1 protein-coding gene is annotated in these 1,531 nt (G+C 52.8%); it reads right to left on the bottom strand.

Annotated features, from left to right (window positions below):
- Positions 1-22 precede the first annotated feature (22 nt).
- Positions 23-1,357, bottom strand: coding sequence for a tetratricopeptide repeat protein (locus tag ACR0FB_RS20655; RefSeq protein WP_480621776.1), 1,335 nt, complete (start codon positions 1,355-1,357; stop codon positions 23-25).
- Between the last annotated feature and the right edge of the window lie 174 nt (positions 1,358-1,531).

Genomic DNA, 1,531 nt, shown 5'->3' with positions numbered 1-1,531 from the left:
CTACCAGCTGTTGTGCATCATCCTATTGTGCAGGGTTTACCCATCCTTGTTTTCGCAACTCGCGTAGCACGGCTTCTGCGTTCTCGACATCTTGGTGGATGCTTTTGAGCATTGCACCTAATGGCGCATCCGGCCACGCACGCTCAAGTTCAGCCAGTTTGGCTTTAGCCGCATAATCTTGCCCCATGGCTGACAACGCTGCCGTTACATAAGCTAGTGAAGGAGCGCTGAGTGGATCGCCAAGTTGCTTAGCCTCCTCAAAGCGCTCTACGGTCTTTTCATATTCACCAAGATGAAAGTAAGTCGCGCCCGAGATATTTCTGTTAGCAAATCGTTGGTTACTGGAACCAAGCAGAGAGAGTCTGTCAGCCGTTGCAATTGCTTCCTCGAATTCGCCCGAGAACATCGCCACAGCACCAAGAAAGTCGAGTACAGCACCATCATTTGGATCAAGTTTTGAGGCGCGCCTACTGAGTTGCAGCGCGGCGTCATAGTCGCGATTGGCGAAAAAGGCCCAGCTTTTTGCAGACTGGCTCCAGGCTTGGTCTGGGGCAAGGCTAACCGCTTGGTTCGCCAGCTTCATGGCGGCATCAGCATATTCGGTCTTGGCGTCAGACGGCGGAGTTATCACCGCAAGGGACGCGAGTGCCTGCGCAGCACCAGCATACCCACCGAAATATTCTGGATCGATCTCAATCACGCCTTCGAATACGGACAGAACCAGTAGCTGGCGTTGTCGGTCGAAGATCGGAAATATCATTGTCCGCGCTTGTTCCGCCAAATTGAATGCTTGTAATGCAGCTGGGGATTTTTCGTAAATTGCCACGCGCTGCATGTACGCGTTCGAGTCAGTTACAGCTATGCCACCCACTTCGGCAGAAGCAGTTTCCTGTCCATCTTGGGCAAGACCGACTGCGACCAACGCACCAACGACGGCCCCAATGGTGAACGCCCCAATGGGCAGTCCAAAGCGTTTGGCTTTTGTTGAGATTGATACTGTATTGGTTTCTGAGGCAGTTTCGAACCGCGGCCTGTATCCACCGCTATCGATACACAGTCGTACCGGATCATCTTTTCCGATACCTTCGTAATGCAGTTCCAAGAACTGACGAAGCCGCCGTGCATCGACGCGTACGATGTTTTCCGGATCGGTCCCCTCTGAGGTATCGCGGTCATATACATCCTGAGCGATAGTCTTGCTTCGAATTTGGTCTCCCCGACCAGCGAGCTCTTCGTCGACGATGTACGTCAGGAACGCCTGAAGCCTATCGGATCCATCCAAATGAGCGTCGGCAAGCAACCTGCCAAGGGCAGCGCGCTTCTGACCGCCCGAGATGTTTTTAAATTGTCGTGCCACATTCGCATTTTTGCATTTAATGGCCCGTGAGTCACCCTGTATTCACCGTGAGTCACTTACGTGAATGTCTCTTAAACCATAACCTTGTGACCAAAACAGCGAGCCGGAGCGCGAAACTCCGCAGTGCCAGCTTGCCAATCTGTTAAGCGACTGGAGGATTACACATGGCCCAAC

The sequence above is a fragment of the Ruegeria sp. P10 genome (assembly GCF_056534925.1).
The sequence above is the reverse complement of the archived record's forward strand: the minus strand, read 5'-3'. Positions and strand labels throughout refer to the sequence as shown.